Here is a 26,574-nt window from a genome sequence, read left to right as displayed (position 1 = left end):
GCCGCCTGCGCTCAGCGCGGGGCGTAATCCGCGTTGTACGCGTCGAGCACGTCCCCGATCGAACCGTCGAGCTTGAGCGCACCCTTGTCGAGGTAGAGCCCTCGGGTGCAGAAGCGGCGTAGGTCCTTCTCGTTGTGGCTGACGAAGAAGAGTGTGCGCCCCTCGGCGAGCAGCTCGTCGATGCGACGGTAGCACTTCTCGCGGAACGCCTTGTCACCCACCGCCAGCACCTCGTCGACGAGGAGGATCGGCTCCTCGAGCTGCGAGACGACGGAGAACGCCAGGCGCACCTTCATGCCGCTGGAGAGGTGCTTGTACGGGGTGTCGACGAAGTCCTCGAGTTCCGCGAAGCCGATGATGTCGTCGAAGCGGCGAGCGATCTCGGCCTTCGGCATCCCGTGCAGTCCCGCGGTGAGGCGGACGTTCTCGCGCACCGTGAGGTCGTTGACGAAACCTCCGGTGATCTCGATGAGCGGCGCCACTCCCCCGTTGATGACGACCTCGCCCTCGTCGGGGAGAAGCACCCCCGCGACGAGTTTCAGCAGGGTCGACTTTCCCTGCCCGTTTCGCCCGACCACGCCGATGGCCTCGCCCTGCGTGACGTCGAACGAGACGTGCCGGAGGGCCCAGAACTCGTTCGGGCGGGCGCGACGTGCGGCTCCGCCGAAGAGGTCCTTGATGTTGCGGCGGCCGCGGCGGTTGCGGCGGAAGAGCACACCGAGGTCGCGCACGCTGATAGCGATGTCGTCTGCCATCACAGTTCCTTCAGGACGGCAGGCTCGAGCCGGCGGAACACCAGGATGCCGAGGCCGAGGAACGCCAGCGACATCACGGTCGCGATGACGACGGCGAGCGGGTTCCACTGCTCGGGGAACATCCCAGACCGGTAGAGCACGAGGATGCCGGACAGCGGGTTGAAGAGCGCGAGCTGATCGAACGGTGCAGGCAGGTCGGAGATGCCGTAGATGATCGGCGAGGCGTAGAAGAGGGCACGGAGGATGAGCCGTGTGGTGCGCTCGAGGTCGCCCCACAGGGCGCACAGCGGCGCCACGAGGAGGCCCAGGCCGACGAGGAGGATCGTCTGCAGGATCATCCCGAGCGGGAACAGCAGGATCATCGGGTTCCACTGCACCTGCGGGCGCGCGAAGATCGCGAAGAGGAGGAGCACCGGGATCGAGAAGAGGAACTCGGTGCCCTTGCTCAGTACGATGCGATTCACCCAGATCGAGCGCGGGATCGCCGTCGAGCGGACGAGCTTGGCATCTTTCCGAAACGCCTTTGTGAAGTCTGACACCGATGTGTTGAACCATACCCACGGCAGGAGGCCGACGATGAGGAAGACGATGTAGGGCGAGCCTCCGATGTCTCCGCGGTTGAAGACCTGTGTGAAGACGAACCAGTAGATCAGGCTCATCACCAGCGGATCGAGCACCGACCACAGGTATCCGAGCGCGCTCGTCGAGTACCGCACCTTGAGGTCGCGTGCCGACAGCAACCACAGCGAGTGGAGATAGCGCCGAGGGGATCCGGGGGCGCCGACGACGGCGGTGGTCACGGGTTCGAGTCTATGTGGGCGGTGATGGAACTGTCCGTCCATCCCATCGATACCATCGTCTACATGCAGGACGCTCTCTCCGCCGCGCGCTCACGTCTCTCGCTGCATAGAGATCGATTCCGCAGCACTACAGCGCGCATCAGACGGCGTCTGGCGCGCGAATCTCGCTATCGCCGACGGCAGTTGAACTGGGCGATCAAGATCAGCGCGCCTGACGATGAGACCGCTGCACGATGGGGCGACACCGCGTTCGCCGAGGACCTCGCCGACGCACTACGGGGCCAGGGTCAGGCGGCGCGAGTCGTCTTCTTCGGAGCCGAGCCCAGCGCCGCCGAAGAAGATGATGTCGTGTTGGTGCTACGTGGACTTCATGACATCGGCCCGGTGCCGGGCGCAGTGAACTTCCTCTGGATCATCAGCCATCCGGATGGCGTCGGTGACAGCGAGGCGACACGCGGCTGGGATCAGGTATTCGTCGCGAGCAACACATGGCGCGGGATCGAAGGGATCGAGGTGACGCCGTTGCTCCAAGCGGTGTCCACGCGGCGTTTCACACGAGAACCCGAAAGGGACGACATTTCCGAGGACGTGGTCTTCGTCGGAACGTCACGACGGGTCGAGCGACCGGTCGTGCGTGACGCTATCGCGGCGGGCGCTCGCCTCGGCGTGTACGGCCACGACTGGGACGACTTCATCGACCCTTCCTTCGTCCGCGCTGACCATCTGGACTTCGAGTCGGTTCCCGGCGCGTATCGCGGATCACGAATCGTGCTGAACGACCATTGGTCCGACATGCGGGATCACGGATTCATTTCGAATCGCCTGTTCGACGCGACGGCGGTCGGCGCCCGCGTGATTTCGGACCAAGTGCCGGGCGCCGACGAGATCTTCGGCGGTCTCGTGAGAACATACGGGAGCGTTGAGGACCTCCGCCGACTTCTGTCGGACGACGACGCCTGGCCATCCGTTGAGGAGCGGGAGGCCATCGTCGAGCGTGTGCGCGCGGATCATTCGTTCGACGCACGGGCGGAGGTGCTGACAAGTGCCGCCATGCGGGCTGTTCGAGCACGAAGGCGAGTTCGGAGGTAGTGCTTCGCGTTTCGGAATGCTACTGCAGGCGGGTCGGTTTCGATCATTTGCGCCGGACGTGACCGATGATGTTCGCGGGGCTCATTGATCGCGCCCAACGCAGGGTCGCTCTGGAAACGCGAAAGGCCGGGTGCTCCTCAATGCGCGTCAACTCGGCGCTGACCCGCGTCAACTCGTCCGCTAGCTCGACCGTCTCCTGCTCGAGCTCAGCGATACGCCGCTGAGCAACCTCGAGCTGCGAGCGTACCGCCGTCTCCGCTTGGGCGCTCGCTGCTGCTCGTACGGCCAAGGCGGTCCTTTCCTCATCGATTGCGAGGACAGGCTGCATGATATCCCGGGAGTGTTCGAGCGAGGCGGCATCGTACCTAGCGCCCACTCGCGCCAACGCTCGATCGAGGAGGTCAGGACATGTCGCCGCCCCCGTCCGCGCGATGCTGAGAAGACGTTCATGCAGCCATTCGTCCTTGAGTAACTCAGCCGCACCGAGCTCTGACGCCGGCGGGTGCCGAAATATGTACGCAGCTTCCAGCACGCCAGCACGCCAAAGGCGGTAATCACGCATCCCGTGGTGTCGAGGGCTTGGGCGGAGGTGAGGGCTTGCCTCGTATGCGCGGCCTGCGTTCACCACTTTCTTCTCGAACTGACGGTAAGAGCGCCACGGAAAGTGCAGGCTCTCGATACTCAGCTCTGGGGGCACCGGACCCTGACTGGCTAGGCTCACATGGTGATTGCCTTGCGCGACAGTGACGTCGGCGGACCCCACGTGAATCGCGTCGTGCGTCGCGTGGGCGTGCAACCCCGACCTTTGATAGAGACCCTCCTCGACCCGCTCATCACGAAAGACGAGGGCTTCGATACCCGCTCCGTCGACAGTCGGTTCACCAGTCATGTCGATGACCGGAATGACCGCAGAAACTATCTCGACCGGCATTCGAGCAAAGACCTCTCGAAGATTCATCGAACGATCGAGCGGAACGAAGAACTCGTCTGCGTCGGCGTTAATCACCCAGTCCGCACCGAACTCTGTCGCTGCACGGCGCGCCATTCGAGTGACTTTCTTGGATTGATTCTTGTCTTGAACAGGGTCGTCCTCGACGACGACGCGCTCATCCGCCGCATAGCGCGCAAGGATCTGTCGGGTGCCGTCGATCGATCCGTTGTCGGTGACGATGATTCGGTCGACGCCCGCCGCGAGATGGTACTCGATCATGGGGACGATGATGTCTGCCTCGTCACGCACCAGCACGGTCATGACCAGGGTCACGCGTCAGTCCTTCCACCGTCTGCCTGCAGCCTCGCCGCCATTACCGCGCACCCTTGACAAGACGCGCTTCCGCGTGGACGGTACCCGTTTGGCGGTCCTCAATGGGTACATAGAAGTGAGCGCCCTGCCACAGGACGTCGAGCCTGGTGCGATCCTGGTCGGAAACGTCGGCGTTCACGAAGTACTGACCGCCAGCGAAGCTGACGCTTGGGATGACATACTCCACGGTCACTGGTCCTGCCACAACCGCGTCATGGGCCGTTCCGAGTCGATGCGCACCGGTTCCGAACACTTGCTGCCCCGTGGGCGTGTCGATGCTGAAAGTCGTGTACCAGATCTCATGTGGCTGGTCGTGCTCGATGTCGATCTGCACCACGATGTCCTCTCCGGGGGTGACTTCCGCTTTGGGCGCCCCCGACACGTCAGTGACTCTGATGCCCTTGACCCGGGAGGCCTTCGCCACCTCCGGCACAGGCGCGAGGGTGGCGTTGGCCTGACGCTTACCTTCAAGGATTTCGCGATGGACCTTCGTCGCTTCTGCGGCCTCTCCGATGTAAGCGACCTCGCCGTGGCTGAGCACCACAGCATGGTCGCAGATGTCCATCACCTGGCCCGCCGAGTGCGACACAAGCACGATCGTGCGACCCTCCCGCTGGAACTCGCGGATCTTGTCCATGCACTTGCGCTGGAACGCTTCGTCGCCGACGGCGAGCACTTCATCGACCAGAAGGATGTCGGGATCGGTGTGGACTGCGACAGCGAATGCGAGGCGGACGTACATCCCGGATGAGTAGAACTTCACCTGCGTGTCGATGAAGTCGCCGATCTCAGAGAAGGCGACGATGCTGTCGAACCGCTCGTCGGTCTCCTCCTTGGTGAGCCCGAGAATCGCGGCATTGAGGTAGACGTTGTCTCGCCCGGAGAGATCGGGGTGGAAGCCTGCCCCCAACTCGAGGAGCGCGGCGAGCCGGCCACGGCGTAGGACCTGCCCGGAGGACGGTTCGATGATCCCGCCGATGACCTTCAAGAGGGTGCTCTTCCCCGATCCGTTCGGCCCCATCAGGGCGATCGAAGAACCTGCGGGGATCGAGAACGAGACGTCCTTCAGCGACTGGAACTCCTCGCGATGCTGCCGTCCGCGGCGCCCCAACGTGACGATGCGTTCTTTGAGCGAATTGTCCTTGCGGAGCGTGAAAGTCTTGGAGACCTCGTCGATGACGACGACGTCGGGCACTTCCACAGTTGTGGTTTCTGACATGTCATAGCTCCTGAGCGAAGTTGCCCTGCAGTCGAGCGAAGACGCGTTGGCAGATGACGAGGAGGATCAACCCCACCGCGAACGCGATACCCATGCGGAGGAGCAGGTCCGGCGGATAGTCGGCGGGTGTTCCCGCGGTCCAGAAAGCGCGATGGAAACCGAGGACGGCGAGCGTCAACGGGCTGGCCGTGTACACCTCGAGCAGCCAGCTGGGAAGGCCGTATCTCACGACCACATCGCTCACCATCGTCCACGCGTAGACGATGGGCGACGCCCACAGCGCGAGCATCAGAAGCACCTGCGTCAGGTACTGCACGTCACGCAGATAGACATTGAGCGCCGACAGGAGCAGCCCGAAGGCGACCCCGTACACGAGGACGAGTGCCACCGCGGGGAAGAAGTACAGCAATGACCATGAGAGCGCCGCCGTGCCGAGCAGGAGACTGGCGAGGATCAGCACGAGCAGCTGAACGAAGAAGGTGAAAAGCGCCGATCCGGTCGCAGCGAGGGGGAACACCTCGCGCGGCACGTACACCTTCTTGACAAGCCCCGAGTTGGCCACGATCGACCCGGTCGCCCCCGAGAGAGTCTCGGAGAAGAGCCCGTAGATGGTGAGACCAGAGAAGATGTAGATCGCGAAGTCCGGGATGCCGCGGGCCGCCCCGAGAATCTGGCCCATGACGAGGAAGTACACGCCGAGCTGGACCAGGGGGTTGATGAGCGTCCACAGCATGCCCAGAACGCTGTCCTTGTAGCGCGCCTTGACGTCTCGCCGAACGAGAAGCCCGAGCAGCTGACGATGGTTCCAGATGTCACCGAAGGTGCGAAAGAACCCGCCGATCCCTTCACGACTCGGCGTCACGGACTGGAGGGATTCACCGGCCAGTCGATCGAATCGGACGACGGCACTTTCGTTCACGCACTGCTCACTGTCTCTCGCTCATCACGAAGTCACGATTATACCGAGCGCCCGATGAGAGACCGTCGTGCGTTCAGCTTCCCGCTCTCACGCGAGCTGATTGTTCCACATCGACAGTGCCGACCCGATGGCCATGTGCATGTCGAGGTACTGGTAGGTGCCCAGGCGTCCCCCGAAGTGCACGTCCCGTTCCCCCTTCGCGAGCTCCCGGTACGCGAGCAGGCCCGCACGATCGTCGGGGGTGTTCACCGGGTAGTACGGCTCATCCTCCCGGGTCGCGAACCGGGAGAACTCCCGCATGATCACGGTCCGATCCTTCGGATACCGGTCGGCGCGTTCAGGATGGAAATGCTTGAACTCGTGGATGCGGGTGTACGGCACCCCGGCATCCGCGTAGTTCATCACGCTCGTCCCCTGGAAGTCCCCCACCTCCAGGACCTCCTCCTCGAAGTCGAGGGTCCGCCACGACAGCTCACCCTCCGCATAGTCGAAGTACCGGTCCACCGGGCCGGTGTAGACCACGGGGACCTGCCCGACAGTCGCGGCCTTATTGAAGGGCTGGGTGTCGTCGAAGTAGTCGGTGCCGAGCTTCACGTCGATGTTCGGGTGGTCGGCCATCCGCTCCAGCCACGCCGTGTACCCGTCGGTCGGGAGCCCCTCCCACGTGTCGTTGAAGTACCGATTGTCGTACGTGTACCGCACCGGGAGACGGCTGATGATCTCCGCCGGCAGATCCTTCGGATCGGTCTGCCACTGCTTGGCCGTGTAGTCCCGGATGAACGCCTCATACAACGGGCGCCCGATCAGACCGATCCCCCGCTCCTCCAGGTTCTGCGCAGACTTCGCATCGAACTCCCCCGCCTGCTCATGAATCAGCGCACGCGCCTCGTCAGGGGTGTACGCGGCCTGGAAGAACTGATTGATCGTGCCGAGATTGATCGGCAACGGGAACACCACGTTCTTGTGGTTCGTGTACACACGGTGGACGTAGTCCGTGAACTTCGTGAACCGGTTCACGTACTCCCACACCGTCGCATTCGACGTGTGGAACAGGTGCGCCCCATAACGGTGCACCTCGATCCCCGTGGTCGGCTCGTCCTCGCTGTACGCGTTGCCGCCGATGTGATGACGGCGGTCGATGACCGTCACCTTACGACCCGCCGCAGCAGCCCGCTCCGCGACCGTGAGACCGAAGAAACCAGAGCCGACGATGAGAAGATCCATGGTTTGCAGTGCTCTCGTTCCGTGGGTGACGCCAGTCACTCAGTCTAGCCGTGGCGACGCACGGCACCACGGCCCAGTCAACGGCGGCGGTGCACCGTCAGGCGGTAAATCCGGACCTCGAGTCGACGCATGAGATGAAGCAGCCGGCAACGCAGGCGTTGGGCTGGTGTGAGGCGCGCGACCCGAGCGGCGACCTGTTGCTCATCATCGAGGTAGAGAGCGCGGTCGTCATCGTCGCGAATGCTCCGCCGCTCCGCATCGAGCGTCATCATCCCGCCATAGGCTCGCGCCGGCGTGATCCCCGCTTCCAGCGCGAGGTCGAACACGTGCGCGTGCGCAACGACGATGTCGTGGAAGTACGAGGTGCGGCGTGAGCCATGCGACACGCTCTGCGGATGCTGAATCCACAGGTACAGCACGTCCGAGCACGATGCGACCGTCTCCATGCGGAGGTACAGGTCCATCGCGACGGCAACGTCTTGGGCATAGACACCGACGGGGAACCGGACGCCGTCCCACAACGCTGCGCGGTACAGCTTTCCCCAGTTCGCCTCACTGAAGTACTGCAGCTCGCGACGACTCAGCCGCCGATGCGCGAGGCTGAAGACCTCCTGGTAGTGACGGGCGGGCTCGCCGAACACGACAACCTCACCGGGCGGATCGTCACTCCGACGACGGCGCTCCTCCGCGGCCACACTGGCACCGACATTCGCCCACCGACAACAGCTCATGTCGGCACCCGAGTCCACGAGAACCTCGACGAGGCGCGCGATGAGTGACGGCAGCATGAGATCGTCGTTGTCGCAAAAGGTGATGAGATCCCCGGTCGCAGCGTCGAGTCCAGCATTCTGCGCCGCACCGATACCTGAATTGCCCTGATGGATGATGCGAATCCGGTCATCCATCCTGCCGAGACGATCGCAGAGCTCGCCGGAGCCGTCGGTCGAGCCGTCGTCGACGAGCAGCACCTCGAGCCGGGAGTAGGTCTGGTCGAGGATCGACGCCACCGTCGCCTCGAGGAACGAGACCGCGTTGTACACGGGGACGATCACCGAGACGCGAGGAACGACCGCCGACCCGGGCGAGTTCTCGTGGTCAGCCACGTCTACGCAAGCGGCGTCGCGCGGCGCGGGCACGGTCAGCCACTCGCCTGATCTTCGGCTCCCAGTCAGGCCGTCTCATCCGCGCGAGGATGAGAGCGAAGTCCTCGGCGGTCCCGCGGCCCATCGGCCCGAGTCTTCGCAGGAACTGGATCTGGTGCATCGTCGTGTCGGGCATCGTGCTGGAGAACTGGTCCAGGTTGTAGTCGAGCGCCGTATAGCTCGTCGCGAAATAGTCCGCGGTCGCGATCGTGCGCGTCGTGTAGCCCGCCTCGCCCGCGACATAAGAGGGCATCCGCTCGAGGACATGAGCCAGCCCTCCGTCGCGATACGCCTCGGCCCCACCGAAGTCGTCGTAGCTCCACTCCTGCTCCGCCAGCCGCATCAACGCGTCGGGACGCGCGAAGTACATAGACCCGAAGGGCGCAAGAGGTGAGGTCTCATCGACGGGGACCCGCACGTCGAGCTTCTCCGCCATAGCGAGGAAGGCGGCCCGATTGTCCCACCAAGCGTGGCCGATCGTCCCGTACCCGATGTGCACCATCGGCGGGTACGCGAGGCCCAGCCACGGTTCCTTCTGAAACAGGGCGACCGCATTCGCGACGTAGTCCGGCGAAGGCAGCAGGTTGTCGAACTGATGACGTTGGAAGTGTCGGCCTGCGTTCGCCGCGTCCTGCAGCGTCCGCTTCGAGTGGATCTTGACGACAAGGTCATAGCGCCCCTCGGTGAGCACGTCGCGGCAGTCGATGAGGAAAGCACTCTGATCGCGGCCGTTGTTGGACCCGACGATGCGCACCTCCGACTTCCCTCGTGCGTGACGCGCGGCGATCACATTGCGGATGTGTGCGGCCTTCTCATCGTCGGTGGTGGTGACGACGAGGTCGTAGCTCCCGGGAAGGTAGTCGAGCCGATCCAGCATCTCCTCCGCCATCTCCTCATAGAAGATGTGCGCGATCGCGACGATGCGCAGCGGGCCGTCGGGATCGAGATCATTGCTGTCGACAGGCAGGACATCGAGCAACGCGGCATCCGCATTCAGCGTATGCGGCTCGACATTCCTCGCGAGATCCGAGTAGATGAGCCGCATGGGGAACCCGGCGCGTTCCGCGGCATCCAACGCCCACTTGCCCACGACACCCAGATGGTCGAGGTACGGCGGCCATTGGAAGAACGCGCGGCGCTTGAGCGTGGGGCACCCCTGCTCGATCAGCTCCTCGGCGTACAGAACCGCGTGGTTCTCGATGCGGTCGGTGAGGCCGGGGAACGCGACTTCGCCGACGAAACCGTCGGTGGAGAGCTTTTCCGTGAACGTCGCCTCATGGACGACCACGGCGTCGTTGTACCCGGCGAGCTCCGGAAGGTCACGCCAGTAGGACGTCCACTCGTGGGAGAGGAACAGATCGCGCCGCACCGCCAGCCAGTAGGACTGCAGATGGTAGGCCAGGTAGCCGGTCCCGGTGAAGGGATTCGGCTCGACACGAGGATGGTCGGTCATGCCCCAGAAATGCAAGGGCTGTCCGTCCATCTGGTCGAAGACCGGCCCGAAAGAGCGGACGGGGCCGTACCAGGTGTCATTGGCGAGGATCACCTCGTCGTACTCTGCGATCTTCGCCCCGACGGCATCCAGGCCGTCCTTGTACCCCCAGATGTCGAAGCCGCGGTTCTCGCGCTCTAGGACATCGTCGGCGACTTCCGCCAGCGCGGCACGCCCCTGTTCGGTCAACGTCCCGTTGACCACGACGAAGACGCGGTCACAATACTCCCTGAGGCTCGTCAGCGCGTACGGGATGTAGTCCTCGACATCGCCGCGGCGGTCGTACACGACGTAGATCAAGAGGCGCTTGCCCCCTGGGGGGAACGCGGAGGCGGGGCGGGGCTCTGTGACGATGAGTTCGGTCGTCTTCATTTCAGGCGTCCTTCCCGGATGTTCGCCCGACCCTGCGAGCCGCACTGCGGTGTCGGAGGTCCCGCACTCGGAGGAACCATCGCTCGGCGACCGCCATTACCGGCAGCGTGATCCTGGCTACGCGAGGGTGGTTGATGCGGAGATACATCCGCGACAGCCCGACCGGGCCGCCACGCCCCGTCGCGCCGGCTCGGTGCAAGAGCGTGATCTGGTCGACCGGGTACCCCGTCGTGGTGGACATCAACTGATCGGCTTTGAACTCGAGCGCGGTGTGACTTATCGCCGCATGATCGGGAGTGAGTACCGTCCGCACGTGGAATCCGTCCGCCGCCGCTGCGGGGACCAGAACGCGCTCCTGAACTCGACCGAGGTCGGGGAACGACTTGTACTCAGAGTATGTCCACGGGAGGGAGGCGACGCGACGCAATGCCGCCGGCCGGGCGATCCACGTCGCGCCGTAGGGCGCCAGCGGGGTGATCCGATCCACAGGAACTCGCACATCGAGACGCTTCAGCAAAGCGAGCGCGCGATCGCGGTAACGCGCCCAGCCCCTCCCCATCGTCTGGTAGCCGATATGGATCATCGGGGGGAACACCATGCCCAGCCCCGGCTCCTTGGCGAACAGCGCGAGGATGCCGGAAACGTGAGAGGGCGAGCCGAGCACGTTGTCCCATTGATAACGGCGGAAGTAACGGCGCACCTTCGCCGTCTTCGCGCGCTTGCGCCGCACGTGCGCTTTGACGATCAGGTCGTACTCGTCGCTCGCGATGACGTCGCGACAGCCGACGAAGAAGTCGCCCATGTCTCCGCCGCCGCCCGTCGGAGTGACACGGATGTCTATCATCTTGGCCCCGAGCGTCGGCCTGTCGTCGAGCATCGCGCGCAGCCTCGAGGCTTTGATGCCATCCGTCGTCGTCACGTAGAGGTCGAACCCCTCGGGCACGTTCTCCACGTAGCGGAGCAGCTCGTCGGCGAGCGAGACATCGGAGACATAGGCGACGACGGCGATACGGAGTCGCACCTCGAGCGCCGGCGAACGACGCGGAATCACCTCGAGCATTCCCGCGTTGGCGTTCAACGCCTTCGCCGGCACGGTACGCGCAAGCGTCGGCCACACGACCTCGAGGGGATAGCCATGCGCGTGCAGGGCGCGAACGGTGTCCCGCCCGATCACCGCGTGCTGCTGAAGGAACGGCGGGTAGAGCGAGAACGGCACCCGGCTGGCGATCGGGCAGCCTGCGTCGAGGAGGCGATCGGCGGCGAAGACGGTGGGATGCCCATCCGGGAAGTCCGCTTTCAAGTAAGCATGATCGCCCACGAGACCTGCGGCCTCCAAGTGAGCACGGAGCTCCTCCTCCCCGCCGTCGACCGGAAACGAATCACGGGGGTGCCGCCAGTACTCGGCCCACGCGGCGTGCTCGATGGCACTTCGCCGGACAACAGTCCACGTCCACGGCCAGGATCGACGGGGGAAGCCTTGGTCCGGGAAGTCGCGCACCAAGCCCTGGCGGCTCTCAGCAAGCTGCCAGAAGTCTGCGCTTCCCCCGCTCATCCGCGAGAACAGGGGCGCGAAGTCGTCCACCGGGCCGAACCACGAGTCGCCCGTCAGCAGGATCTCGTCCCACGCGTTCGCAGAGCTGTGGGCTAGTGCGACCGCGTAGAACGAGGGTTCGAACTTCTCGGCGGGGCCTACCACGACCCGGTCCGCGAGATCCACCAACTCTTGCCGATCCGAGGCGCGGAGCGACGTGGCAACGACCACGACCAGGCGTGTTGCGTGTGCTCGCAGTGCGGAAAGAGCGCGGCGCACCGAACCGTCGAGCGCCGCTCCCTCGCTGGCGAGTGCGTAGATGACGAGACGGCTCGTGCCCTCCGGAACCCCGTTCGTGCCTTCTTCCGCGATCGAGCTGTGCGGGTTCATAGAAGTTCGGCTCCTCCTCGTGAGACTGTGGGACTGCTCATTGACGCTAAGGACAGAGCCTGTGGCTTCCCTGTGGTGTCAACCGGTTTCCACAGCCACTCGCTGCGCCGTGGCCTTGTCGTCGGGAAAGACCCAGCGATCGTAAGTGAAGAATCGGAAGATAGTCGCGAGCGCTTGACCGACGATCGTGCCGGCGATGTTGTCCGCCACGACACCCTCCAAGCCCAGAACGTGCCGGGAGAACGCGAGGCATCCCACCTGGATGGCCATCGCGATCACGTTCAGCAGGATGAAGATCACGTAGCGCGAAGCGCGTTGCTCGATCGTCCGCGTGCCGAATGTCCAGTATCGATTGCCGACGTAGGTGACGACCGTCGCCACGACGATCGCAATGATCTTGGCAACGACCGGAAGGTCGTACAGGGGGCCACGACCGGTGAATCCGAAGACGAGAAGGTTGTAGGTCAGCGCGTCAACGATGAAGGCAACGCCGCCGACGACCAGGAATGCACCGCTCTTCCGAAGGAACCCACCGGGCCCGGAACGATCTGCCACGCCACTCCATCTCACTCGCACGGGCCGTAGGTTGCTCCCATGATAACTTGGATGCCGCCGCGCGGGCCTCCGAGGGTCCTTAGCGCGTGCCTTCCGAGGAGATTTGTGTTGCCTGAAACGCCCGAGTTGCGCATCGCCGCGATCGTCCCGTGCTACAACGAGGAACTCGCCATCGGTAAGGTTGTCGACGACCTGCGCGCGGCCGTTCCCGGCATGACGATCTATGTCTATGACAACGCCAGTAGCGACCGCACAGCGGAAGTGGCGAGGGCGGCCGGCGCCACCGTGCGGCACGAGTACGTCAAGGGCAAGGGGAACGTCGTCCGGCGCGCATTCGCCGACGTGGATGCAGATGTCTACGTCCTGATCGACGGCGACGACACCTACGCCGCTGCAGATCTGCCGCAGATGATCAATGCACTGTTGGACGGCCCCTACGATCACGTCCTCGGAGTGCGCCGCGAGACCGAGGCGGGTGCCTACCGCCCCGGGCACGAGCTCGGCAACCGCGGTTTCAACTGGTTTGTCAGCGGCGTGTTCGGCTCGAGCGTCAGCGACATGCTGAGCGGCTATCGCGTGTTCTCGCGGAGATTCGTCAAGAGCTTCCCTGCTCTGTCGCGAGAGTTCGAGATCGAAACAGAATTGACGGTCCACGCGATGAGCTTGCGCGTTCCGCAGATCGAAGTTCCCGTCGGGTTCAAAGACCGGCCCGTCGGCAGTGAGAGCAAGCTGCGGACCTACCACGACGGTTTCCGCATTCTGTCGCTGATCATCGGTCTCATCCGTCACGAGCGCCCCGTGATGTTCTACGGCATCGCAGGGGCACTGCTCGCGATCATCGGCATCATCATCGGTATACCGGTCATCGTCGACTTCGTCGAGACCGGCCTGGTCCCGCGACTGCCGACCGCAGTCCTCGCCGTCGGGATCGTCATCGTCGCATTCCTGGCGTGGGTCATCGGCCTGATTCTCGACGGTGTGCTCAAAGCGCGCCGAGAACTGAGTCGACTGAACTACCTGCAGTACAGCGCGCCGACGCCTACGATTCCATGACGAGCACGACGGCAGCCCCCGCCGCGCTCGACGCGACCCGAGGCGCGCTGACCCGATTCTCGGCATGGGCTCGCCGGCGAACCATCTTCATCGCACCGGTCCTCGTCTACCTCATCCTCGTCCTTCTCGGTGTCACGACGTCGAACATCGGAATCTCTTCACTTCGTGAAGACCCGGCTTCTCCCCTGGGGTTGCAGATCGGCGGATCTCAGGGCATCCGATCGGACGAATGGGGCACGGAATCACCGATCTGGCTCGGGCAACTCGCCCGTGGCGGCGCCGAGGATCCGACCCCGCTCAGCGTCTCCAACGACTTTTTCGCGCAACTGCCGGCGGGTCCCGTGTCGAGCGTGGTGTTCTTCGACGGCTCGATGCTGTCGTTGGGGACGATCCTGCCTCAAGAGATGCTCTTCGCGGCCAAGTGGTGGCTCCCCGCGCTCCTGCTTTTCATCGGGCTCCCGATCTGGTTCCGCCAGGTCGGGGCGGGCGCGCGCTGGGGATATCTCGCCGGCGTGCTCATCATGGTTGCTCCGGGTAGCGCGTGGTGGTCCGGGAGACCGGTGAACACGCTCGGATTCGTGGCTGCAGGGTGCGCGCTCGGAATCTACGGAGCAACGGCTCTCGGAAGACGTCAGTGGGGCCGCGGCATCGTCGCCGTGCTCGCCTGCGGCATCCTCCTCGCGCGCCTTCCCACGTATTACCAGCCCTTGGCGATCGTGGTCGGCATCCCCATCGTCGTCGCGACCGCCGCGGTGATCCTCGCTCGCGCAGCGCCGTGGCGCGAGCGTGTGCTCGCGCTCGGCGCAGTCGGCGTTTCGGGGCTGGGCTGGACTGCGCTGATCTTCTGGGAGAATCGCTCGGCGGTCATGGCCGGCCTCGGCACGGTCTACCCCGGCGACCGCCAGAGCACAGGCGGCGCCACGAGCCCGGGGATGGTCTTCGGCGCGACGAACCTCGGAAAGATGGAGGCACTCGGTCGCGACACCCCCCTGAACCAGAGCGAGGCCGCAACCGCGTTCACCGTGCTGCTCGTGGTTCTCGTGTTGCTGTTTGCGACGCAGCGGTGGCGCGGATCACGCGTGCTTGCGACAGCTCTGATCCCCATCGTCGCCCTCGGCCTCTTCTGGCTGAGCTGGGGCACGATGAGCTGGGGGTCGCTCGGCAGTCACATACCGATCGTCAACCGTGTGCCGAACACCCGGGCGATGCTCGGCGTCGGATACATCGCGATCATCGCGTTCTGTCTGTTCATGAGCCAATGGCGTCCCCCTCGCCGCCAGGCGGTGGCCGTCGTCGCCGCGTCCGCCGCCGCATTCCTGTCGGGGTATGGCGGCTCCTCCCTCCAGGAGACGACGATGCCGGGACTGACAACGTGGTATATCTGGGCCTGCGCGCTCGGAACCGGCGCCGTCGTCTACGCCCTCGTGGCGTTCTCCCAACACCGCTGGCCGCTGGTGCTCGCGGGCGTGGCCGCGCTCTCGCTCACGGCCACCGCACAACCGATCCTCTTCGGCCTGGGCGATCTGCGCGCTAGCACGACGGCACAGAAGTTCATGGCCTGGGGCGCGGAGAGCATGTCCGACGGCACGGTGTGGGCATCACCCTCGCAGGACGTCGACTCACTGATGATGGCCACCGGCACTCCGTCCCTCAGCGCCCGGCAGCAGATCGGACCCGATGTCGACGAGTGGCGCAAGCTCGACCCGGAGGGTGCGTACGAGCAGTTGTGGAATCGTGGCGGTCTGCACATCATGTTCGAGTGGACCGACAACGATGACATCACCTTCGCGCAGCCTGTCGCCGACACGATAATCGTCCAGACATCGCCTTGCGTGGTGGCGGAGCGCATCGAATCATTCACACACGCGGTCTCAGCGTCTCCGTTGGACGGTCCGTGTCTCACTCAGCGTGACAGCTTCACCTGGGGCGGCATCAACTACTTCGTCTACGACGTGGAGCGGTGACCGACCGCTCCGACCCCTGTGGTTGTTCAGTACAGCGCCAGGATCCACGCTGCCGCCAGCGCGGCGAGCACGAATACGGAGCCGACGGGAAAGACGACTGCCGACGCGCGGGCCGACATCTCCGCTCGCATCGGGAGCAGCGATCGCATACCCACGAGCACCGGGAGCACCATCGGAGCGAAGTAGCGACCCTGCACTCCCTCCACGGCGGCTCCGCCGACGGGAGTGAACGACAGGTACAACGCGAGCATCGATACGAGGACCCCGCCCGCGCCGACGATCGCGAACCAGACGCCACGACCTCGCCGAAGAGGTTCCGCGTTGAGCGCTGCCACGACGATCACCGCGACCAGGACGACGGCGGCGATCTCGGGCAGATTAATGCCGTTGTACCCGATACTGCCGAAAAGGTTGCGCACCCAGTCGTCGCCGTACCTGACGAAGGAACGTCCTACGACCATGGCGGCGTCCAGCGGATGTGCCAGCACCCACTTCAGTTGCTCGGCCGGCACGGCGCCTCGGCCGTACATCGCGCTGATGGCCGACGCCGCAGACGAGGTTGCGACGAGGATCACCGCAGTCAGCACCGCCGCAATCGCAAGATAACCCCATCGAATCGCGCGCGCCCGACGCACATCGTCTCTCATCGAACGGGAGCGCCATCGCTCTGGAAGAAGGCGCGGCCCGGGAATCACGAGCACGAGTGCAAGGAAGACAGCGTAGGAGGGCTTCGCGAATGCCAGGCCGAGCCCTGCGACGCCCGCCACGAGGAGCGCCCTCGCGGACGGATCACGATCCAGGCAGAGTCGGACGGCCGCCGATACGACGAGGATCGCGACAGCGTTCGTGTAGGTGTCCGCAGTCACATACGACGCTTGAACGATCGCGGAGGGGAAGAGGACGACAACGAATGACAGCCAGGCCGCACGGAAGCCGCGAAGAATCCGGACAGCGATCCACGTGAGCGCCATGGAGAAGAGCGCATTGGAGATTCGTGCCGCCAGCAGCACGCCGCCCGTGTCGAGCCCTGCTGCGCGTCCGACGGCCATCCCGACGGCGGCCGGCGCGTAGGCGACGGCGCTCGATGCCGCCGCGTTGGAGATGTCGAAGTCGACGGTCGACTCCGGTCGCAGCGGCGCGCTCGCGAGGCGCGCGATGTCCCCGGCATTCTCGAAGTCGGCGCGAGACCATTGAGGTGCACCGCGATCGACGTCGTTCGAGGCGCGGTGCCCGTCCATTTGAAGATCGACGATCGACTGCGGTACCTGCGCGCCGAGAGTGCGCCCGTCCGCGCGCACGTACGGAGCGAGGGTGCCCTCCGAGACCTGGTAGGCACGCGCCACATGAGACTGCTCGTCCATCCCCCACCCTTGGGGAATCATGACGATGAAGAACGCGATGAAGGCCGCTGCTATCGGCAGGACGATGATGTCGGCCGCGAAGCGCCGGCGCACGCGGAAACGAGCGGGGGTATCCTGGTCGAGGGCATTCACGGCGTGGGAGAGATCACTGGCCGGCCACCTCTACGAGCTTGCGCAGGTACTCACCGTAGCCGCTCTTACGCAACGGCTCCGCGCGTTCGAGCAGTTCCGCATCGCTGAGATATCCCAGCCGCCACGCGACTTCCTCGGGAGCGCCGATCGAAAGTCCCTGGCGCTTCTGCACCGTCCGTACGAACTCCGTCGCCTCGGCAAGCGAATCGAACGTGCCCGTATCGAGCCAGGCTGTTCCCCGCGGAAGGAGTTCGACCTGAAGGGCGCCGCGCTCGAGGTACTTCTTGTTGACGTCAGTGATCTCGAGCTCCCCGCGTGGCGAAGGCTTCAGGTTCTTCGCGATCTCGACGACGTCGTTGTCATAGAAGTACAGACCGGGGACCGCATAGTGGCTCTTGGGCTCTTCCGGCTTCTCCTCGAGGGAAACGACACGCCCCGACTCATCGAATTCCACGACGCCGTAGGCGGAAGGATCGTCGACTCGATAGCCGAAGACCACGCCGCCCGTGAGCTCCCGATACTGCCTCAGACGGGTACCCATACCCGGGCCGTAGAAGATGTTGTCACCGAGGACGAGTGCCACACTGTCCGAACCGATGTGCTCCTCGCCCAGAATGAACGCCTGAGCGAGCCCGTCAGGCGATGGCTGAGTTTTGTACGTGATAGACACACCGAACCGGGAGCCGTCACCGAGCAGCCGCTGGAACTGCTCCGAATCCTGCGGCGTGGTGATGATCAGGATGTCCCGGATGCCGGCCAGGATCAGAGTCGACAGGGGGTAGTAGATCATCGGCTTGTCGTACACCGGGACCAACTGCTTGGAGATGCCGAGGGTGATCGGGTGCAATCGAGAGCCCGTGCCCCCGGCAAGGATGATGCCGCGCATCCTGCAAGTCTCTCATCGAGAGTGATCCGATCCAACTTCGAGACCACAGAACGCCCCGATAGTCTGGACGGATGCGCAAGCTCCTCGTCACCGGCGGCGCCGGCTTCATCGGTTCCAACTTCGTCCACCACGTCGTCGCTCACACCGACGACCACGTGACCGTCCTCGACAAGCTCACCTACGCCGGCAACCTCGCGTCGCTCGAGGGGCTCCCCGCTGACCGCGTGAGCTTCGTCCAGGGCGACATCGCGGACGCCGCGCTGGTCGATTCCCTCTTCGCCGACACGGATGCCGTCGTGCACTACGCCGCCGAGTCGCATAATGACAACTCGCTCAACGACCCGCGTCCGTTCCTCGACACCAACATCGTCGGCACCTACACGTTGCTCGAGGCCGCGCGGAAGCACGGCACGCGCCTGCACCACATCTCGACCGACGAGGTCTACGGCGACCTCGAACTCGACGATCCGGAACGCTTCACCGAGAACACCCCCTATAACCCGTCGTCCCCGTACAGCAGCACGAAGGCCGGGTCGGACCTGCTCGTCCGCGCCTGGGTGCGCTCGTTCGGCGTTCAGGCGACGATCTCCAACTGCTCCAATAACTACGGGCCGTATCAGCACGTCGAGAAGTTCATCCCCCGCCAGATCACGAACGTGATCCGCGGCATCCGGCCCAAGCTCTACGGTGCCGGTGACAACGTCCGCGACTGGATCCACGCCGATGACCACTCTTCCGCCGTCCTCACGATCCTCGAGAAGGGCGAGATCGGCGAGACCTACCTCGTCGGCGCCGACGGCGAGAAGGACAACAAGACCGTCGTCGAACTGATCCTCACACTGATGGGTCAGCCGGCGGATGCCTACGACCACGTCACCGACCGCGCCGGTCACGACCTGCGGTACGCGATCGACTCGACGAAGCTGCGCACGGAGCTCGGTTGGACGCCGCAGTACCGCGATTTCGAAGCGGGCGTCGCCGCGACGATCGACTGGTATCGCGAGAACGAGGCGTGGTGGGCGCCCGCGAAGGACGGCGTCGAGGCGTTCTACGCGTCGAAGGGACAGTGATCCGCGTGACCGAGTACGGCAAGCACCTCACCGTCACCGAGACTGCCATCCCCGGTCTCGTCGTCTTCGACCTGCCCGTTCACGGCGATGCGCGCGGCTGGTTCAAGGAAAACTGGCAGCGCGACAAGATGACGTCGCTGGGCTTGCCCGACTTCGGCCCGGTGCAGAACAACATCTCGTTCAACGACGCGGTCGGCACCACACGGGGAATCCACGCCGAACCGTGGGACAAGTGGGTCTCGGTCGCGACGGGGCGCATCTTCGGCGCGTGGGTCGACCTGCGTGAGGGACCCACCTTCGGAGCGGTGTTCACAACGGAGCTCGACCCGTCGAAGGCGATCTTTGTGCCCCGCGGAGTCGGGAACTCGTACCAGACCCTCGACACAGACACCGCGTACACCTACCTCGTCAACGACCACTGGTCGCCGGATGCCGCCTACTCGTTCCTCAACCTCGCCGACGAGACGGCCGCGATCGCGTGGCCGATCCCACTCGATGAGGTCGAGATCAGCGACAAGGACAAGAACCACCCGCGCCTTGCCGAGGTCACACCGATCCCGCCGAAGAAGACGCTCGTGCTCGGCGCGAACGGGCAACTCGGACGTGCGCTGCGCGACCAGTACGGCGACGCTCCCCACGTCGAGTACGCCGACCGCGTCGCGCTCGACCTTGCATCTCCCGACTTCGCGACCGCCCGTCGCTGGCGTGACTACGGCCTGATCATCAACGCCGCCGCGTACACGAAGGTCGATCTCGCTGAGACGTCCGAGGGTCGGAAGGACGCGTGGGCGGCGAACGTCAGCGGAGTCACGGCGCTCGCCCGCGTCGCTTCGGAGAACGGGATCACGCTCGTACACGTGTCGAGCGACTACGTCTTCGACGGCACTCTCGACGGCCCGTACCGCGAAGGCGACCCGGTGTGTCCGCTCGGCGTTTACGGCCAGACGAAGGCTGCGGGTGACGCGATCGTGCAGACGGTGCCCCGCCATTTCGTCATCCGCACCAGCTGGGTCATCGGCGACGGCGCCAACTTCGTGCGGACGATGGCATCCCTTGCCGAGCGCGGCATCGACCCGAAGGTCGTCGATGACCAGGTCGGCCGTCTCACCTTCACCGACGACATCGCCCGCGGAATCCGCCACCTCGTCGATACCGGTGCACCGTTCGGCGTGTATAACCTGACCGGAGGCGGCGATCCGCAGTCCTGGGCGGACATCGCCCGCGATGTCTTCCGACTGACGGGGCATGATCCGGCGCGGATCACCGGAGTGTCGACCGAGGTCTACTTCGCCAGCGCGACCGCGCCGGTGGCGCCCCGACCGCGCAACAGCGTGCTTGATCCGACGAAGTTGCTGGCGACCGGGTGGCACGTGGCACCGGCTGATTCCACTCTCGAGCAGTATCTGACAGTGCTCCGCGAGCACACAGAGTGACGGGCGACCGGAGCCTCACGAGTCGAGAATCAGTTACCGGCTTCGGTCGGTGGGCACGTACACAGCGGCGCGGCTTCTATCAGACCACGACCACGGATTGGCACGCCAGCAGCGAGTTCGATCCTCGGCCGACGTTGATGCCGTAGCTGCACACTTGATGAGCCCCCTTAGACAGCGGGATGAACGCGTCCAATCCGTGTTGGGCACCGAATCCCGGATACGCGCCCGCGACGTCGGGCCTGGATGCGTTCGCCGTCAACACGGCTACGGCGACGCCGTCCGCGTATACGTGCACAGCTATCGCGCCCGTCGTGTCAGGGTCGATGGTCCACCCGCGGAGCTGCACACCCCCGGCGACGACGGTGGCATCGGTTCCTCCGAAGGGCGAACGATTCGGCACCACAATGTCCTGGCAACCCAAGAGCGCGTTCCCACCGCCGCCAGCGGAGTTGATCCCGTATGCGCAGACACTGTGTCGCCCCGCCGAGAGGTTCAGCTTCGCGTCGATCCCATGAGAGTTCCCATAACCCGGATAAACCCGCCCGACATCCGGCCGGGACGCGTCCGCAGTGACCGCTCGGGACGCGCCGTCCACGTAGACGTGCACGGGGATCGAATCCGTCGTGTCAGGATCGATCGACCAGCCCCGCAGAACCGCATCGCCGTCAACGATTGCAACGTCCATTCCGCCGAAGGGGTCGCCGGCGAGCACGGTGCTCGCGCCGCAACCGAGGAGGACGTTTCCCCCCCATCCCACGTTGATGCCGTAGAGGCAGACCTGCTGCGATCCAGTTCGCGACGGGATGACAGCGTCGAAGCCATAGGCGGTCGAACCAGAGGCGACCCTGGCATCGGTGCGAATGGTCTGTGCACGGATCGCCGTCGCCGAACTCCCCATCCATGCGTGAACCGTCATCGGGCCCGTGGCGTTGGGGTCAGTGACCCATCCCTTCACGCGGAGTCCTCCGGGCACAGCCGAGATCGAGTCGACGGCGCCGACGGGGTCAGCACTCGTCGTCACTCGGACCGTCGTGCATTCTCCGAGCAGCATATTGAAGCCGAGGCCGACATTGATGCCGTAGACGCACACCTGATGAGCACCCAAAGTCGTCGGGATCGAGAGATCGATGCCGTGGTTGTCTCCCGAGTCCTTGAAGACTGCTCCGACATCGGGACGGTATGCGTTCGCCTTGTAGGCGGAGCCGACGCCGTCGATATACACGTGGACGGCGAGCGGATCGCGGGTGTCAGTGTCGACTGTCCACCCTTCGATGTGGATTCCCCCCGGGACAGCGCGAATCGTCGTTCCGCCGTGCGGCGACGCGGACTCCACAAATACGGGTGTGCATCCGAAGTCCGCGTCTGAACCGATGCCTGCGTTCTTCACGGCGACGCAGACCGTTGTGTCTCCTCCGCGCACCTCGAACGTCGAGTCCATTCCATGCCGGTCGCCGACTCCAGGGTAGGCCTTCGCCACATCGGGTCGATACGCGTCGGCGGTGAAGGAAGCCCAGTTGGCCTCTCCGTTCACCCTCACGACGACACTTAGCGACTGGGTCGGGGCGTCGGGATCGATCGCCCACCCCTGAACTGTGACCTGCCCGCGGCTCACCACGAGGTTGTATCCGCCGAAGGGAGAATGCGATGTGTCGGCGCCCTGCGTCGACCCGAACCACTGCGTGTAGTAGTTGTAGAAGTTGCGGTTGCCGTAGCTCGAGCAGCCGTCGCCGATGCCGTAGCCGGCGTTGAGCGCGGCTTTGTTCGGCTGATACGGCGTGTAGTTGTAGAGCGCGGCGGTCGCGTAGTTGCGGATGTTGAGATTGGTGCCGCCGCACGCGGAGTTCGGGCTCCACCCGATGAAGTGCACGCCCGGCTGTCGTGCGAACCGTGTCGCCTTGTAGGTCTTGAGCTGCTGCGTGCCCTTGAAGATCTGCGGGCCGACGCCCTTGAAGGAGGGGTCGCACGGTGCGGTGTCCGGACAGGAGGCACCCATCGCGGCCTGAAGATTCCAGTCACTCGGTGCGGTGCTGGTGACGAGGCCCTGCTCCTTCTGGAGCGTGACGAGGATGACCTTCGCCGAGATCCCGCACGCGGTCTGCATGCGGTAGATGAGCTCCGAAACCTTCATGGTGCCGCCCTTGATGGCGGAGCACACGAGTTGACCGGTCGTCTGCGATACCCACTCCGCCTTGTCGGAGATGCTCGCGTTGATCACGTTGAGGCACTTGCCATTCTCGCATCGCCCGATCTTGCTGTCGAGAAAGCTCTGGATTTCGGCTGCTGTCATCGCCGCGCCGTCGTAGAACAGCGCATCCGAGATGATGTTCTCCGGATCGAAGCCGACGACGGGCGCTGCCTTCACGATGCCGGCGGACACGTCGGGCGCAGACGCGGCGGCATCCAGCGCAGCGGCAGCCGCCGGCGCGGACGCGGAGACCGGCTCCGCAGCAACGGCAGGCGCCGCGACGAACAGGGACGCGATGAGCGCCAGAGACGCGAGGATCGCGGCGGCTCCGGAGCGAGCGCGGCGTGCGACCAACGTCGAGTTTCGGGTACTCATGTGAACATTGTGACGGAAGTCAATGATTGTTACCACTTTCTCATCATCAATGTGGCGCACCGAAGCCGCGCCCTAGAGATCGGCGTGCAGCATCCACACCCGCTCCGCGGCGCCGAACCACGAGAACGCCCTTCCGCGGTCCGCGGCGAGTACGCCGTACCGCTCGACGGATGCCGTGGACCCGAGCACCTCGGCGAGCGCGGCACCAAGCGCCGCAGCCGCGGAAGACGTCGAAGACCCGGCGTCCGAGGGGTCCGCCTCCACGAGCGCTCCCCCGTCCCAGACCACTTCGCGGTGGACGGGCGTGTCGACGGCCACCACCGGCAGGCCCACCGCAAGCGCCTCGACGAGCCGCCACGGGAAGGCGGACAGACGCGACGGCGCGACGAACGCGACCGCGCCGCCCAGCAGCGCCCCGCGGTCCGCGTCGTCGAGAGCGCCGAGCGCGACCACGCGGTCGCTCGAGAGGCCGGATGCCGAGGCGAGCGCGGTGACGGCATCCGCATCGCCCTCCGGAACGTCGATCACCACGACGGCGACGTCCAGACCCGCGGCGACCACAGCGCCGAAGGCGTCCCCCACCCGCGCCGACGGCGACGATGAACCTGATGCGAGCACGAACCCTTCCGGCACTCCGAGCGCGCGCCGACGCCCGATCTCATCGGTCGGCACCGCGAATCCGGCGGGGGCGGCGCCGGCGATCACCCGTACCCGGTCGCCGAAGGCCCCAAGTTCGGAGACGCGCGCTGCCATGGCATGCGTCGGCACGACCACGGCGTCGGCGAAGCGCGCGGCGCGCTTCAGCATCGCCTTCTGCCAGGTGACGGCACCGCGGTGCAGCTCGGCGCCGCGCTCCCAGGCATCCAGATCCCAGATTGTGACGACGGTCTGGTCGTTGTCGTTGACGCGGTCGTGCCGCACGAGCGGCGCCATAAGCGTCGGCGAATGGATCATCCCGCCGCCGATCCCCGGCGCGACCCCCAGCTGCCACGCGGCGGCGAGCTCGCGACGCCCGAGCGACGCCCGCGACAGAGACGCGAGCCCGGGGACTGCTCCCTCGAGCGTCCCGGCGGCATCGGGCACGGCGGGGACGATCGCCTCGACGGCGCAGCCGGCGGGCGCCGTGCGCACGAGCGCGCGCCCGAGTTCGCGCGACGCGGTCGTGAGATCCGACGCGGTCGGCGCCACCACTTGGTCGAGCACGACCCGCAACAGGGCTGTCACGGGGCGGGGGTCGGACTCGGCGACGGGGGGTACAGCGCCTGCTGGATGAGCTCGCGCACGTGCGCGTATTGCTCGGCGGTCGGCTTCTCCGTGGAGATCCCGGCACCGTCGGGGGTCAGCTCGAGCGTCTGGACGGGCTGCTCCTTCGCCTTGGCGGCGAGCTCGACGAAGTAGCCGAGGGCGCCGGCCGGAATGTCGGTCTGCACGAGGTCCTCCCCCGCCTTCGCGACCTCCTGGAACCGCGTTAGGACATTCGCGGGATTCGCCTGCGCGAGGATCGCCTGCTGCAACTCGCGCTGACGGCGCATGCGATCCCAGTCGCTCGTGGTGTAGCGCGAGCGCGCGTACCACTGGGCGGTGTCCCCATCCATGTGCTGCGGACCGGCCTCGATCCACCCGATCGCCCAGTCCTCCGCCGGCTCGCCTTCGTACGAGGGCCCGCCGCCCTTGGGCAGCCGCTCCTGCACGGTGATGTCGACACCGCCGAGCGCATCGACGATGTCGGCGAAGCCCTTCATGTCGACGAAGACGTAATACGGGATCTCGACCCCGAGAATCCCCTCCGCGGCCGACTTCGTGGCCTCGATCGCGGGCGTGGAGCTCTGCGCCGCGGCATCGGGATAGATGTCCTTACCCCCATCGGGCTGGCAGATCTCCACAGCGTTCATCAGCTGGTTGATGCCCGGGCCCCATCCGCAGGTCGACGAGGGATGCCCCTCGAAACCGTTCGGGTAGAGCTCGCTCATCGGCCCCTCCGAGAACGGCGCATGGGCAAGATCACGCGGGATGCCGGTGATGTGCACGGCCCCGGTGTCGGCGTTCACCGACACGACCGAGATGCTGTCGAAGCGCATCGAGTCGCGGCCGAGCCCCGAATCTGCCCCAAGCAGCAGGATGTTGTAGTACCCGTTCGACGGCGGGACCGGCGGCGCGTTGTTGGTGAAGATCGAGGCGATCAGCTCGCGCGCGGGCGCGATGAGCTGCTGCGCGGCATACACGGCCCCACCACTGCCGAGGACGACGCCGACGATCGCGAGCGCCGCGATCGCGGGTCGCGCGCCGGGGCGCGCACGCACGAGCCGCACGAGCCGCAGGGTGTCGACGGTCAGGACGACCCACAGCACCGCGTAGGCGAGCAGCACGATCTGCACGAGGAGGAGGACGAAGCCGTTCGACGCGAGCGTCCCGAGCATCGTCGGCCAGAGCAGCGCCATCGCGACGGCGACCAGGACGAGCACCCACATGACGATCGTCGCCGTGAGGCCGACGCGTCCGAGGCGCCGGTTTCCCGCGAGGCTCTGCGCCGACCCCGGGAGGAGGAAGTTCAAGACCACGAGCCACCACGCGCGCCGGGTCATCACCTTCGGCGAGCGCGTGTCGGGGCGCCGGATCGGCTGGTCGCCGAGCACGACGGCATCCGCCTTCTGCTGCGCTCGCTGGCTCGCACCGGAGGCGGGACGGGACGCTCCCGGCGACGACGGCCGCGGCGGCGAGGCGACGCTCACAGCGAGTCCTTCAGGCGCCGGTTCTTCTCCTCGACCTGCTCTTCGAGAAGGCGCGCGTACTGCTCGACCCGGTCGCCGAGCCGGTCATCGGACGCGCCGAGGATCCGCGCGGCGAGGAGCCCGGCGTTCTTCGCGCCGTTGATCGATACGGTCGCCACGGGGATGCCGGCGGGCATCTGCACGATGCTGAGCAGCGAATCGAGCCCGTCGAGCGTCGCCAGCTGCACGGGCACGCCGATCACCGGCAGCGCCGTGACCGACGCCAGCATGCCGGGGAGGTGCGCCGCACCCCCTGCGCCCGCCACGATCGCGCGCAGGCCCCGCGCGCGAGCCTCGCGCCCGTAGCGGATGAGCTTGTCGGGGGTCCGATGCGCCGAAACCACCTCGACCTCATGCGGGATGCCGAACTCGCTCAACACCTGCGAGGCGTCGCTCATGACCCGCCAGTCCGAATCGGAGCCCATGACGACACCGACGAGAGGGGATGCCGAGGAGTGGAGAGCCGAAGTCACCGCACCAGGCTAGGGCGACACCCTGGAAGAATCCCGGAACGCCACGCAGACCCGGCCTCCCCGCGAACGCAGCCCCGGTCGCC

Annotated in this window: 21 protein-coding genes; 5 read left to right on the top strand and 16 right to left on the bottom strand. The window is 65.6% G+C overall.

Annotated elements, in window-relative coordinates; translation table 11 throughout:
* Positions 1 to 11 precede the first annotated feature (11 nt).
* Entirely contained in the window at positions 12 to 755 is a 744-nt protein-coding gene (locus ACRVYW_RS05050; RefSeq protein ID WP_431802310.1) for an ABC transporter ATP-binding protein, read from the bottom strand.
* Positions 755 to 1,555 (bottom strand): ABC transporter permease, encoded by an 801-nt coding sequence (locus ACRVYW_RS05045; RefSeq protein WP_431802308.1) that lies wholly within the window; start codon positions 1,553 to 1,555, stop codon positions 755 to 757. The genes ACRVYW_RS05050 and ACRVYW_RS05045 overlap by 1 nt, the downstream gene beginning before the upstream one ends.
* 24 nt (positions 1,556 to 1,579) lie before the next feature.
* On the opposite strand from ACRVYW_RS05045, the gene ACRVYW_RS05040 reads away from it, so the two are divergent.
* A complete protein-coding gene (locus ACRVYW_RS05040; protein ID WP_431802306.1) occupies positions 1,580 to 2,644 on the top strand; it encodes a glycosyltransferase family protein in 1,065 nt (354 codons plus the stop codon).
* A 43-nt stretch (positions 2,645 to 2,687) separates the two neighbouring features.
* On the opposite strand, the gene ACRVYW_RS05035 is transcribed toward ACRVYW_RS05040, so the two are convergent.
* From ACRVYW_RS05035 to ACRVYW_RS05000, 8 genes are all read right to left on the bottom strand, one after another.
* Complete coding sequence (locus tag ACRVYW_RS05035; protein ID WP_431802304.1) at positions 2,688 to 3,908, bottom strand: glycosyltransferase family 2 protein; 1,221 nt, start codon at positions 3,906 to 3,908, stop codon at positions 2,688 to 2,690.
* Positions 3,909 to 3,948: 40 nt separating this feature from the next.
* Complete coding sequence (locus tag ACRVYW_RS05030) at positions 3,949 to 5,166, bottom strand: ABC transporter ATP-binding protein (protein WP_431802302.1); 1,218 nt, start codon at positions 5,164 to 5,166, stop codon at positions 3,949 to 3,951.
* A gap of 1 nt (position 5,167) precedes the next feature.
* Entirely contained in the window at positions 5,168 to 6,028 is an 861-nt protein-coding gene (locus tag ACRVYW_RS05025; RefSeq protein ID WP_431802300.1) for an ABC transporter permease, read from the bottom strand.
* Positions 6,029 to 6,172: 144 nt separating this feature from the next.
* A complete protein-coding gene (glf, locus tag ACRVYW_RS05020; RefSeq protein WP_431802298.1) occupies positions 6,173 to 7,309 on the bottom strand; it encodes a UDP-galactopyranose mutase in 1,137 nt (378 codons plus the stop codon).
* Positions 7,310 to 7,386: 77 nt separating this feature from the next.
* Complete coding sequence (locus ACRVYW_RS05015; protein WP_431802296.1) at positions 7,387 to 8,445, bottom strand: glycosyltransferase family 2 protein; 1,059 nt, start codon at positions 8,443 to 8,445, stop codon at positions 7,387 to 7,389.
* A complete protein-coding gene (locus tag ACRVYW_RS05010) occupies positions 8,405 to 10,315 on the bottom strand; it encodes a rhamnan synthesis F family protein (RefSeq protein WP_431802294.1) in 1,911 nt (636 codons plus the stop codon). The genes ACRVYW_RS05015 and ACRVYW_RS05010 overlap by 41 nt, the downstream gene beginning before the upstream one ends.
* A gap of 1 nt (position 10,316) precedes the next feature.
* On the bottom strand, positions 10,317 to 12,236 hold the full coding sequence (locus tag ACRVYW_RS05005; RefSeq protein ID WP_431802292.1) for a rhamnan synthesis F family protein: 1,920 nt from the start codon (positions 12,234 to 12,236) through the stop codon (positions 10,317 to 10,319).
* Positions 12,237 to 12,314: 78 nt separating this feature from the next.
* Positions 12,315 to 12,791, bottom strand: coding sequence for a GtrA family protein (locus tag ACRVYW_RS05000; protein ID WP_431802290.1), 477 nt, complete (start codon positions 12,789 to 12,791; stop codon positions 12,315 to 12,317).
* Between the two features lie 126 nt (positions 12,792 to 12,917).
* Between ACRVYW_RS05000 and ACRVYW_RS04995 the strand changes: the two genes are divergently transcribed.
* Both ACRVYW_RS04995 and ACRVYW_RS04990 read left to right on the top strand, forming a co-directional pair.
* A complete protein-coding gene (locus ACRVYW_RS04995) occupies positions 12,918 to 13,844 on the top strand; it encodes a glycosyltransferase (protein ID WP_431802288.1) in 927 nt (308 codons plus the stop codon).
* Positions 13,841 to 15,808, top strand: a complete 1,968-nt coding sequence (locus ACRVYW_RS04990; RefSeq protein WP_431802286.1) for a DUF7657 domain-containing protein — start codon at positions 13,841 to 13,843, stop codon at positions 15,806 to 15,808. Before ACRVYW_RS04995 ends, ACRVYW_RS04990 begins: the two co-directional genes overlap by 4 nt.
* Before the next feature lie 26 nt (positions 15,809 to 15,834).
* Here the strand turns inward: ACRVYW_RS04990 and ACRVYW_RS04985 are convergent, their stop codons facing one another.
* Entirely contained in the window at positions 15,835 to 17,262 is a 1,428-nt protein-coding gene (locus ACRVYW_RS04985; protein ID WP_431802284.1) for a DUF2142 domain-containing protein, read from the bottom strand.
* A 52-nt stretch (positions 17,263 to 17,314) separates the two neighbouring features.
* The gene (rfbA, locus tag ACRVYW_RS04980) at positions 17,315 to 18,187 is read right to left on the bottom strand and encodes a glucose-1-phosphate thymidylyltransferase RfbA (RefSeq protein WP_431802282.1); all 873 of its coding nucleotides are present in this window, start codon (positions 18,185 to 18,187) and stop codon (positions 17,315 to 17,317) included.
* A 71-nt stretch (positions 18,188 to 18,258) separates the two neighbouring features.
* On the opposite strand from rfbA, the gene rfbB reads away from it, so the two are divergent.
* Both rfbB and ACRVYW_RS04970 read left to right on the top strand, forming a co-directional pair.
* On the top strand, positions 18,259 to 19,257 hold the full coding sequence (gene rfbB / locus ACRVYW_RS04975; protein ID WP_431802280.1) for a dTDP-glucose 4,6-dehydratase: 999 nt from the start codon (positions 18,259 to 18,261) through the stop codon (positions 19,255 to 19,257).
* A complete protein-coding gene (locus tag ACRVYW_RS04970; protein WP_431802604.1) occupies positions 19,257 to 20,690 on the top strand; it encodes a sugar nucleotide-binding protein in 1,434 nt (477 codons plus the stop codon). Before rfbB ends, ACRVYW_RS04970 begins: the two co-directional genes overlap by 1 nt.
* Positions 20,691 to 20,769: 79 nt before the next feature.
* Here ACRVYW_RS04970 and ACRVYW_RS04965 read toward each other — a convergent pair whose 3' ends face one another.
* The 4 genes from ACRVYW_RS04965 to purE are packed head-to-tail and all read right to left on the bottom strand — an operon-like array spanning position 20,770 to position 26,443.
* The gene (locus tag ACRVYW_RS04965; protein ID WP_431802278.1) at positions 20,770 to 23,310 is read right to left on the bottom strand and encodes a hypothetical protein; all 2,541 of its coding nucleotides are present in this window, start codon (positions 23,308 to 23,310) and stop codon (positions 20,770 to 20,772) included.
* A 12-nt stretch (positions 23,311 to 23,322) separates the two neighbouring features.
* Positions 23,323 to 24,474 carry a glycosyltransferase gene (locus tag ACRVYW_RS04960; RefSeq protein ID WP_431802276.1) on the bottom strand — a complete coding sequence of 384 codons (1,152 nt, stop codon included), beginning with the start codon at positions 24,472 to 24,474 and terminating at the stop codon, positions 23,323 to 23,325.
* Positions 24,471 to 25,979 (bottom strand): LCP family protein, encoded by a 1,509-nt coding sequence (locus ACRVYW_RS04955; RefSeq protein ID WP_431802274.1) that lies wholly within the window; start codon positions 25,977 to 25,979, stop codon positions 24,471 to 24,473. The genes ACRVYW_RS04960 and ACRVYW_RS04955 overlap by 4 nt, the downstream gene beginning before the upstream one ends.
* Positions 25,976 to 26,443 (bottom strand): 5-(carboxyamino)imidazole ribonucleotide mutase, encoded by a 468-nt coding sequence (gene purE, locus ACRVYW_RS04950; protein ID WP_431802602.1) that lies wholly within the window; start codon positions 26,441 to 26,443, stop codon positions 25,976 to 25,978. The genes ACRVYW_RS04955 and purE overlap by 4 nt, the downstream gene beginning before the upstream one ends.
* Between the last annotated feature and the right edge of the window lie 131 nt (positions 26,444 to 26,574).

It is taken from the genome of Microbacterium sp. bgisy203 (assembly GCF_965345155.1).
Classification (GTDB): domain Bacteria; phylum Actinomycetota; class Actinomycetes; order Actinomycetales; family Microbacteriaceae; genus Microbacterium.
This window is presented reverse-complemented; position numbering and strand designations above follow the sequence as displayed.

Coding starts and splice junctions, on each gene's coding strand:
- ACRVYW_RS04990 (WP_431802286.1), top strand. CDS start 13,841: ATGACGAGCACGACGGCAGCCCCCGCCGCGCTCGACGCGACCCGAGGC.
- ACRVYW_RS05050 (WP_431802310.1), bottom strand. CDS start 755: ATGGCAGACGACATCGCTATCAGCGTGCGCGACCTCGGTGTGCTCTTC.
- glf (WP_431802298.1), bottom strand. CDS start 7,309: ATGGATCTTCTCATCGTCGGCTCTGGTTTCTTCGGTCTCACGGTCGCG.
- ACRVYW_RS05040 (WP_431802306.1), top strand. CDS start 1,580: ATGGAACTGTCCGTCCATCCCATCGATACCATCGTCTACATGCAGGAC.
- ACRVYW_RS05005 (WP_431802292.1), bottom strand. CDS start 12,236: ATGAACCCGCACAGCTCGATCGCGGAAGAAGGCACGAACGGGGTTCCG.
- purE (WP_431802602.1), bottom strand. CDS start 26,443: ATGGGCTCCGATTCGGACTGGCGGGTCATGAGCGACGCCTCGCAGGTG.
- rfbB (WP_431802280.1), top strand. CDS start 18,259: ATGCGCAAGCTCCTCGTCACCGGCGGCGCCGGCTTCATCGGTTCCAAC.
- ACRVYW_RS05010 (WP_431802294.1), bottom strand. CDS start 10,315: ATGAAGACGACCGAACTCATCGTCACAGAGCCCCGCCCCGCCTCCGCG.
- ACRVYW_RS05030 (WP_431802302.1), bottom strand. CDS start 5,166: ATGTCAGAAACCACAACTGTGGAAGTGCCCGACGTCGTCGTCATCGAC.
- rfbA (WP_431802282.1), bottom strand. CDS start 18,187: ATGCGCGGCATCATCCTTGCCGGGGGCACGGGCTCTCGATTGCACCCG.